At 59.8% G+C, this 9,686-nt stretch carries 9 protein-coding genes and 1 pseudogene; all 10 read left to right on the top strand.

Annotation, left to right across the window (positions count from 1 at the left end):
* Positions 1-296: 296 nt before the first annotated feature.
* The 10 genes and pseudogenes from O9320_20620 (at position 297) to O9320_20575 (ending at position 9,261) form a co-directional block, all read left to right on the top strand.
* Positions 297-1,232 (top strand): hypothetical protein, encoded by a 936-nt coding sequence (locus tag O9320_20620; GenBank protein MCZ8313255.1) that lies wholly within the window; start codon positions 297-299, stop codon positions 1,230-1,232.
* 21 nt (positions 1,233-1,253) lie between these two features.
* Positions 1,254-2,396, top strand: coding sequence for a DegT/DnrJ/EryC1/StrS family aminotransferase (locus tag O9320_20615; GenBank protein MCZ8313254.1), 1,143 nt, complete (start codon positions 1,254-1,256; stop codon positions 2,394-2,396).
* 10 nt (positions 2,397-2,406) lie between these two features.
* Positions 2,407-3,153 (top strand): hypothetical protein, encoded by a 747-nt coding sequence (locus O9320_20610; GenBank protein MCZ8313253.1) that lies wholly within the window; start codon positions 2,407-2,409, stop codon positions 3,151-3,153.
* Positions 3,150-3,683 carry a GNAT family protein gene (locus O9320_20605; protein ID MCZ8313252.1) on the top strand — a complete coding sequence of 178 codons (534 nt, stop codon included), beginning with the start codon at positions 3,150-3,152 and terminating at the stop codon, positions 3,681-3,683. The genes O9320_20610 and O9320_20605 overlap by 4 nt, the downstream gene beginning before the upstream one ends.
* Before the next feature lie 68 nt (positions 3,684-3,751).
* Positions 3,752-4,450, top strand: coding sequence for a hypothetical protein (locus tag O9320_20600; GenBank protein ID MCZ8313251.1), 699 nt, complete (start codon positions 3,752-3,754; stop codon positions 4,448-4,450).
* Positions 4,450-5,109 carry a formyltransferase family protein gene (locus O9320_20595; protein MCZ8313250.1) on the top strand — a complete coding sequence of 220 codons (660 nt, stop codon included), beginning with the start codon at positions 4,450-4,452 and terminating at the stop codon, positions 5,107-5,109. The genes O9320_20600 and O9320_20595 overlap by 1 nt, the downstream gene beginning before the upstream one ends.
* On the top strand, positions 5,109-6,056 hold the full coding sequence (locus O9320_20590; GenBank protein MCZ8313249.1) for a hypothetical protein: 948 nt from the start codon (positions 5,109-5,111) through the stop codon (positions 6,054-6,056). Before O9320_20595 ends, O9320_20590 begins: the two co-directional genes overlap by 1 nt.
* A 15-nt stretch (positions 6,057-6,071) precedes the next feature.
* Positions 6,072-6,950: a hypothetical protein gene (locus O9320_20585; GenBank protein MCZ8313248.1), complete on the top strand. Its 879-nt coding sequence runs from the start codon at positions 6,072-6,074 to the stop codon at positions 6,948-6,950.
* Between the two features lie 10 nt (positions 6,951-6,960).
* Positions 6,961-8,616, top strand: coding sequence for an ABC transporter ATP-binding protein/permease (locus O9320_20580; protein ID MCZ8313247.1), 1,656 nt, complete (start codon positions 6,961-6,963; stop codon positions 8,614-8,616).
* 126 nt (positions 8,617-8,742) lie between these two features.
* Positions 8,743-9,261, top strand: a pseudogene (locus O9320_20575) (integrase core domain-containing protein).
* Positions 9,262-9,686: the final 425 nt, after the last annotated feature.

The following is a 9,686-nucleotide window of genomic DNA, read 5'->3' as shown; positions in this document are numbered from 1 at the left end:
TGCTCGATCTGCTGGGACGCGAAGTACGCGTGCACGTGCCCAACCGCGCGGTCGCTGCCGCCTAGGCGGCGAGGCCGGGCGCACGTACGTGCCGTCGCAACGCTGGGGGCCTCGGCACCCGGCGTGCGGTAGCGCGGATTTCGATTTTGGCCTCCGGCGCCGACGACACTTTTTCAAATCCAACCTTTCGAAGCGATTGCCGCGCAGCAGTAACGTCTCATTCGGCTTGGTTCAAAAGACCGGCCAAGTCACATTCACAGTTACCCGCCGATGCGGCAACTGAAGGAGCCCAGCATATGATTGATATCGTTTTTCATGTTACTGTATCGTCCAACTCGGTGGGCTATCTGCGATACATGCTGGCGAACTATCGCAATCTTGCGGACCGTCCCGAGCGCTTGAAGTTTCACGCCTACTCCCTCGACTGGATCTCCGGATTAATGCTGGGCCGCAACTTCGGCATCGACGCGCTGACCAAGCTGCCATACGCGCGCGGTTCGTCGGGCCACGCGACGGCCGTCCAGGCAGCGCTCCGGAACACAGACGCAACGGCAATCCACGTGATCGCCGACTCCGACACAGTGATTTTTGCCAAGGGCTGGGACACGCTGCTGGCCGAAGCCGTCGGCCCCGATGGCCAGTATGGCATGATCGGCGCACCTTACGAGGATACCGGCAGTGTCAACGCGGGCGACACGCCCTATCAGCAATACAAAAAGAAGCCAACTGCTGCGTGGCTTGCGCTCTCGCCTCGTTTCGACTTCCGCTCGCTCGAGGTGATGCCCGACAAAAAGAACTTCATCGAAATTGCCGACGACAAGCTATCCGACACGTTCCAGATGCCGCGCGGATCTTTTGTCGTGAAGGATGTCGGTTGGCAGATACCGATGTTTTTGAAGCAGCATGCAATCCCTTATGCAGTTTTCGATCTTCTCTTGCCCACGGACAAGAGCGCTGTCGCCCTCAAAGGCACCAGCTCCTATCATCATGAATTCCACTGGCATTCGGCGCCGTATTTGGCGCACCAGCGCGGTTCCATGAAACACCGTTTCCGCATCGATCCGCTGTCGGTCGATTTCTACGACGCTTGCGACCGCTTCCTTGGGCAACCCGGATGGCGGGTCGGGCCAATTCTCATGGATCGTGCTGTCGCCCCATTCCAGAATGTCTACCGTCAAGCCGAGCACATGGCAAAGGCAGTGCTTAAGCCAGCGAAAACGCTCAAGCCCTAATTCCCAACAACAAGGCTTCCAATGAAATATCCGATGTTCAAAGTCCATATGCCGGTCGAAGCGGCGATGGCGAAGATCCGCACCGTGCTCGAATCGGGCTTCGTCAACGAAGGTCTGCAGGTTTCGGAATTCCTCGCGGCGCTGCAGGCCCATATGGGCGAAAAAAACGTCGTCTTGATGAACTCCTGCACCAGCGCGCTGACGGTCGCGTACCGGCTGTGCGGCGTCGGGCCGGGCACCGAAGTCGTCACGACGCCGATGACCTGCGTTGCGACCAATACGCCCATCGTCAATCTGGGCGCCACGCCCGTGTGGGCCGACATCGACCCGACGACCGGCTCGATCGACGCCGCCGACATCGAGCGCCGCATCACGCCGCGCACCCGCGCGATCGTGTGCGTGGCGTGGGCGGGCTCGCCTTGCGATCTCGAAGCGCTCGGTGCCGTCGCCAAGCGCCACAATCTGCCGCTGATACAGGACGCGGCCCATGCTTTTGCGGCGACATGGAACGGCCAATCGGTTTCGAAATTCGCCGACTACACCTGCTATTCGTTCCAGGCGATCAAGCATCTGTCGTCGGGCGACGGCGGAGCGCTCGTCTGCCGCGACGACGAAAAGTTCGCGCTGGCGCGCAAGCTCAAATGGTTCGGCTACGACCGCGATGCGCACAAGGACGCGAAAGGCGAGTGGAAAGGCCAGCGTTGGAGTGCCGACATCGTGCCCGACGAAGTCGGCTTCAAGTTCAACATGAACAACATCGCCGCAGCGATCGGCCTCGCGCAGATGCCCTACATCGACGGTCTCATCGAGGCGCATCGGCGCAACGCACGCGTCTATTCGCGGATTTTCGACAATTCGCCGACGATCCGGCCACTCAGCGTGCCGCATCAGGCTGTGTCGAGCCATTGGGTGTTCACGACGCTGCTGGTCGATGAAAAGCTCGATCGCGACGGCGTGATGCAGCGCGCCAACGACGAAGGGATCGGCCTCGGCCAGGTGCATCTGCCCAACGACATCTACTCGGCCTTCAAGGACCAGAAGACCGATCTGCCAGGCGTGCAGCGCTTTGCCGACCGGCAGATTTCGTTCCCCTGCGGCTGGTGGCTGAGCGAAGCCGATTGCCGCACGATCGCCGAACGCACGCTCGAACTCTGCCGGGTCTGAGCTGCAAGCGATGCGGATATTCGTCGGCACGCTCGAAAGCGGGGAAGCGGAATTCGCCGAATCGTCCGCCGCGATCTCTGCGCAGCAAAACGTTAGCGTCACGCGTCATGTGATCTCGGGTCTGCCGGAATACAAGGCCCACAACGCGCTGTGGGCGGCGTGGGCGGCAGCCAAGACGACGCACGATCTGTTCGTCAAGATCGACGCCGACACTGTGCTGAACCGGCCGACTGCGCTCAAGGAAATAGCGGCTCTCTTTGCCGACCGCTCGGTGACGGGCGCGCAGCTCAAGCTTCTGGATTATTTCACGACCGAACCGATGCCGGGCATGAATGCGTTTTCGCCTGATGTCGTATTTGCGCCGGCCAGAAAGCGGCTCTATTCCGACCACGCCGACAGCGGCCATCGCAAGGTGCTGAAGGGCGACGCCGTGCGCCATCTTGAGCCCATCGCCTGGCATTGCCGTAATCCCAATCCGCGGCAGGCCTTCCATTTCGGCTTTCGGCGCATGCTGAAGCGCCAGGCCGACGTCATCTCCGCACTTACTAGGGCTTGGCGGCGCGAACCGTTGCCGGGCCGGGAATGGGCGATGGCGGGGGCGGCGAGCGTACGCTGGTGGATGCGCCTCGCACCCGGCGCCGGCGCAAGAAACCTCGGTACGGCCTTCGCGCGCATGGCGGACGCCGAGCTGCGCGGGATCGAGATTCGGCGTTTCGCAGAAGCCCACATACCGCAGGAAAAAGGCGAGGCCGCATGACGACAGCCAACGGAACCGAGCGTCTCGAAATCCGCGTCATGCAGCAGGAAGACGCGGAGCCCGCGCGCCTGCTGCACAACAACGACGAAATGCTGATGTGGCTCACCGACACGACGCACGTGTCGCAAGCCCAGCAGGCCGACTGGTATCAATCGATTTCGAAGTCGCAGAAATCGCGCCGATACGCGCTGCGCCGCCGGTCCGACAATGCTTTCGTCGGGCTGTTCCGCGTCGACGCAATCGATCCGGTCAATCGCAACTGTCTGGTCGGCTGCGACGTGATGCCGGAAATGCGCAAGCAAGGCTACGCGACCGAATCCTTCCGCTACATGCTTGGCTATCTGTTCGGCTTCATGGGGATTCACCGCGTCGGTCTCGTCACGCGCGCCGACAACCAGGCGGGCCTTGCCCTCTATGCTAAGCTCGGTTTCCGGCGGGAAGGGGTTCAGCGCCAGGCGATTTTCCGCTGCGGCGTCTATGTCGATCTGGTGGCGATGGGAATGCTGCGGGAAGAATTCTCGGGATCGTGAACGCGACGAACGCGTTCTTTTTCGGCCTTGCCCGGTGTGACCTCTAGGTTGCAATGGTGAAAGTAAAAATGACCTTTGATGTATCAAGCGACGAGCCTGCCAATGCGTTTACGTACGCCTATTTAGAGTCGATCGTCGATGGGGCAAAACGTGCGGGATATCAGTTTGTCCGACTGTCGGACATGCTGCGCGCCGACCGTCCGGAAAAGTCGTTTGTCTTGCGGCTCGATCTCGATCACAAGCCGAAATCGTTGAGTCATTTTGTCGACGTGGCGAGGCGTCGCCGGATTCCGATGATCGTGTATGTACGTTCGGTCGGGCCCTACAATCCGCTCTGGTACGATTGCATTTCGATCCTGCGGGAAGCCGTCGATGCTGGTTGCGACATTGGCCTGCATACTGCAGCCGTCGAGTGGGCTCGGCTTACGGGCACAACACCCGAGAAAGCTTTCGCAGCCGAACTCGGCTTGCTGCGTTCGTGCTTCGCCGTCGACAGCATCGCCCCGCATCGGGACACGAATTACATGTACAATACATTGCCATGGATCGAGCGTTGTTGGCCGGAACTTTCGGCACAGCATGGGCTCTCTTTCCAAGCCTACGACAAGAGGTTGTTGGAGAATTCCATCTACGTAAACGAAGGCCTGTCGCCTCATTTGGGTTGGCGCGCAACGACGCCGGAGGCGGCGATACAGTCCGGCAAGTCGATCTACATGCTCCTTCATTCGCATTGGTGGTTCGACAAGAACCCCTTTGAGCACGACTGATGCACATTCAGATTTGCGCATATCGCGAATGGGCGCTCGCCGCCGCGAGGGCAGTCGAAGCGCTGTGTGCCGAGCATCGATTCTCGACGGCGAAAGACCCGCACGAACTCGAGCGCCAGCTGATCGGCGCAAAGGCGCCGGATTTGATCTGCGCGATCGGCTGGAGTTGGATTTTCGATCGCGTACTCGCCGAGAGCACGTGGATCGTCGGGGTCCATCCGTCGGACTTGCCCGACTTTGCCGGTGGCTCGCCAATTCAAAACCAGATATTGGAGGGCGTCACCGCGACCAAAAACACGCTGTTCCGTATAACGCCCGATCTCGACGCGGGACCAATTCTCGGGAAGGTTCCGCTCTCGTTGGCGGGGCATATGCACGAGATCTTTGCGAATTTGACTTTTTCGACCGTCGTCCTGCTCGACCGCTTCATCCGCGCCTTTCCCGACGGTATCGTGCAGACGCCGCAAGTGCCGAGCAAAAAGCTTCGGCGCCTCAAGCCCGAGGCGGGTCGGCTGCATCCCGACGACTTTGCGCGGATGGATACCGCCAAACTCTTCGATTTCATTCGCTGCCGCGAGGATCCCTATCCGAATGCCTACATGGAGGACAGCGCCGGAATCCTTCATTTCAAGCGGGCCGATTTTCGGGAGAAATCGTGATGCGCGTCCTCTATCTGGTGGATAGCGAAAGATACGTGCGGGAAAACTGCTTTCAATCCCAGTTGTTGAACGGATTTATGTATTGCGGCGATCTCGACATTCTGCAGGCGCAGCCGGAGCTGCGTTTTCGATTGAGTGCGCTGCGTCGATCTCCGGCCGAATACGATGCCGTCGTTTGCGTTTTGCGCCAACGTACGGCTTTCGCAATGATGCGCCAGCTCGCCGATTTCCTCGGCGCCGCGAAAGTCGCAGTCTACGATCAGGATCCGTGGGAGAGCTTCATCGACGGATCGCCGACGAAAGGCTTCTATAGGCTTCTCAATGATTCCCTCAATGCGGAGGTGTTTGTAACTTCGAGATGGTGGGCCGATCGCATCTCCAAAAGCGGGATCGACGCCCATTTTGTGAGGATGGGCATGGAGCCGCGCTGGTGCGATGCAGGTCCTGCGATTGAAATGCGCCCCGTCGAACTTGGATTCAAAGGCCATCTCCACCCGCACCGTGAGGCTGTATTTGTGGCCTTGGCGAACGAGGGAATGAAAGTCGATATTGCCAAAGACCGCCTCAACTACGCGGGCTACATGTCCTACCTGCACAATGTGCAGGTCTTCACGCACGACGAATCGGCGCCATGGATATGCGACGGCGAAGAAATCTCGCGCAGTACCGGAATGTGGATCAAGGATATCGAAACGGCGGCACGCGGCACATTTACGCTCAGAAATTGGCACCCCGAAGCCGTTTCCTACGGCCTAAACGACATACCCAATATCCTGTTCTACGCCGATCCGCGGGAAGCGCCGGACAAAATGGCCGAGTTTCGACGCATGAGCATCGAGCAGCGCAACGCGATGCGCTGCATCTCCGTCGAAAGAATTCGCAGGCGGTACGACTGGCCCGAAGCGGCACAGACAATTTTGCGGCGTGTCGTCGAAACAAACGAATAGATAGACAGTCGCTCAATGCTCGACCCCAAGGAAATCCCCTGTTCGCCTATAAAGAACACGCTGGTTCTTCTTGTGACCTGTTCGCAAGACGAAAGTCGGCGGGTTCTGGCCGAGAAGGTTGCGCAGAATATATCGACGCTCGCTTCCGAAGCGGGATTGGCGTCCAGCCTCGTACTGTTCGACAATGCCTCGAAATACACGGACCATCTAAAGTACATGCCTGCGCACAGCTATATTTGCTGCAGCGAGCGCAATATCGGATACTGGTCGGCGATCGACTGGGTTCTGAGAAATCGGGATTCTCTTGGCGGGCGCGGAAAGAAGTATCTTTACATCGTCGAGTCTGATTTATGGCACGACTCGCTTCTTCCGCTCGCCGAATGCGAGGCTTTTCTAGACCTTGAAAACAGCGCCGTCGGCGTGCGAACGCAAGAATTCTCCGTTCGCGGCCGTTGGCGATACGACAAAGGTCTCAGTCATGTGCCGTTTCGCAAACGGCGATCCCTGATCCATCTCGTCAACCAGGCGACTGGCGAGAAGGCATGGTTCAAGAAAACTAGCCTTAACAATCTTTGGTTGTCGAATATCCACGCGAAATTGCCGGCGCTCAATAGAATAGACGCACTCGAGAACGTCTTCCGACAGCTTGCGGCCCGAGAGACCTTCTCAGAAGTCGATTTTTTTCGGCTGATGATGGCCCAAATGCCGCGGATCGGCATTCTTGACGGCGGCATCTGGCATCAGCTCAGCACGCTCGATACGAGCGAGGTAACGAGCGGGAGCTGGAGCTCGGAGGCCGAATTGAAAAAATTGGGATATCAAACGACGCGAACCGCCAGCATCGACAGGACTATGCCGATTGTTTCGGTGCGTGTCGTCGGGTCGCAAGCTTGAAAGTGGATTCGTGAATAGTCGCCATAGCCGGCTGCGCCGCTTCGTAGGGCGCGAGACGTTTCGCTACGGGCTTGTCGGCATACTCGTCGGCCTGCTTCTGTTTGCGGTCGATCTTGCCCTGGCGATGACGTTGCAGCGCTTCTTTTTCGCGACCGGGCTGCTGGCCTCGCTCGACCCGCGGCTTGCTCTCTTTCCCCTCTTGTCGCCGCTCGGTGAGGCGGCATTGCTGGTCTTGGCGGGCGGCATCCGGGTTTCGATGCAGTGGCTGAGCGGCTACGTGACTGGCCTTTGCCACGTGGCCTTCGAAAGCAAGAGTCGCGACGAAATCGCGCGCTGGGCCATCGCGCGCGGACAAGCGCCGGTGGGTTCTGTCATGACGCTTTACAACGACACGACGGTTGGATCGGCAGCGGCGATCAGCAATGCTTTCTATCTGACGGGGCGTTGCATGATGAGCTGTGCAACGCTGCTGGCGCTGCTCTACTACTTGCCGCTCGTGACCTGCATCGTGCTTCTGTCGTTGGTGCTCGTGTTTCCGATCCACAAATTGATCGATGCGCGCATTATGTCGGCCTCCAACCAGACCCAAAGAGCGCTGGCCGATTCGATCGATGGGCTGGCAAGTGGAGTCAAGAACTACCTGTTTTTCCGCATCCACGGACTTGGCCGCGCGCAGATCGATACAGTGGCGGCTGCGACCGAGCGCTACAGGGCGCAGTCGAACCGCTATTACGGCCTGTCGTCGCTGCGCGCCTCGCTGCCGCAATATGTCGGTCTGGCAGTCGTCGCGGCGGTCACGCTCGTTCAAGCGGACGAGTCGCAAGGCGGCAACGGCGCTTTGCTCGCGTATCTGTTCCTCTTGCTGCGCTTCTTCCAGAATCTAGGCGATATCGCGCGTGTCACCGGCAATCTGATGCTCAATCTGCCGCGCGTGCGGCTCGCGTGGCGCTGGTGGAACGGACAGATCCGCGACGAGCGCTTTGCCGAACTCGACGCGGATGCAGCCCCCGTGCGATCGGGCGATCTGCTTGGTTGGCAGGGTGCGGGCCTCGCCTTCCAATGGCCCGATGCGTCGGCCCCGATCTTTTCCGATCTGTCGATCGACATCGAACCCGGCAAACTGACCTTGGTGTCCGGGGCGTCGGGTTCGGGCAAATCGACATTGCTGCTGCTGCTCGCAGGCGTCCTGGCGCCGACGGCGGGAAGCTTGCGCACTTACGATCGCATCGGCGCAATCGAGGCTGGGCTTGCGGCGCGCCTTGCGTATGTGGGGCCCGATCCCTTCACGATCGCCGGATCGATTCGCGACCAGCTGGTGCTGGGTCTTGCGCGCGAGCCGAGCGCTGCGGAAATCGACGCAGCCCTGGCGTGCGCGCAATGCGATTTTGTCGCCCCTCTCGGTCTTGCGCACCGCGTGAGCGAGCAGGGTGCCGGGCTTTCGGCGGGCCAGAAGCAGCGCCTGGCGCTGGCGCGCGCCTTGCTGCGCCGGCCCGATGCGCTGCTGCTCGACGAGCCAACCGCCAATCTCGATGCCAAGACCGAGCAAAGCCTCGTGGCGACCATCGCGCAGATGCGCGGTGCCGTGACAATCGTCATCATCAGCCATTCGCGGGCCTTCGACGGCGTTGCCGACCGCCATGTGCTGCTTGGAGAGGGGACGGCATAGCACAGCACCACCGAAATTCGCGTTTGACGATTCCGACATCGACAACGCGTGGCGCGAAATTCCGAGCGCCGCGCAGTCGATCTGCCCCTTTCAGAGCGGTCCAAAAGTTAATCTAAACTTGAACCTGTCTGGGTCTATGACTTCGTCGAGGGGCGCATCCATGACGGCCAGAAGTTCCGCATTCTGACGATCATCGACGAGGCCAGCTGGGAATGCCAGGCGCTCGTGGTCGCACGGCGCTTCCGTCACGAGGACGTGCTGGCGGCGTTGGCGGAGCTGTTCATTGCGCGCGGGCCGCCAGCAAACCTCAGGCCCGATAACGGAAGCGAGTTTATCGCGACGGCGGTGCAGAAACGGCTAGTCAAGGTAGGCGTGAAGACGCTCTATATCGCGCCAGCGTCGCCATGGGAGAACGGCTACAATGAAAGATTCAATGGATAGCTGCACGACGAACCGCTCGACGGCGAGATCTTCTACAGCTTAGCCAAAGCCAAGGTGCTGATCGAGGTCTGCAGGCGGCACTACAACGCGATCCGCCCGTACAGCACCGCTGGCAATCAACCGCCAGTCCCGGAAACCGCGGCGCCGCCATTGCCGCCTTCCGGTTCCGCTTCGCTTCACCAACAGCCGACAATGGATAAGTAGCCCACAATGTAGTGACATTCCAACCGGGGTACTCGACGGCTGCCGCTCACTGGCCCTGCTCGCGTCGTACGGTGCTCCATGCGATATCTATTGTCTTTCGCTCGACACCGAGGGCATCGAGCTGCATATCCTCGAAAGTCTTGCCGGGCCGCAATCGGTTTGGTCGCCGATCTTGCGAGGTGCGATTTAACCTTTGGGAATCAGGAGTGTTCATCCTTTGAACATTCTTGACGTTCACGGGGTGAACAAGGTAGCTTCACAAGTCATGAGGCCCGACGAAGCACCCAAAATCGACCGCGATTCGACCGCCCTGTTGCTGGGCGTGCTGTCGGCGGTCGAGCATAATTCGAACGTGACCCAGCGTTCGATGTCGAGCGAATTGGGCGTGGCCCTTGGGCTTGCCAATGCGGTGCTCAAACGCTGTG

It is taken from the genome of Magnetospirillum sp. (genome assembly GCA_027532905.1).
GTDB lineage: Bacteria > Pseudomonadota > Alphaproteobacteria > CACIAM-22H2 > CACIAM-22H2 > Tagaea.
Note: the sequence above shows the minus strand (reverse complement) of the source record. Positions and strands in the feature narration are given on the sequence as shown.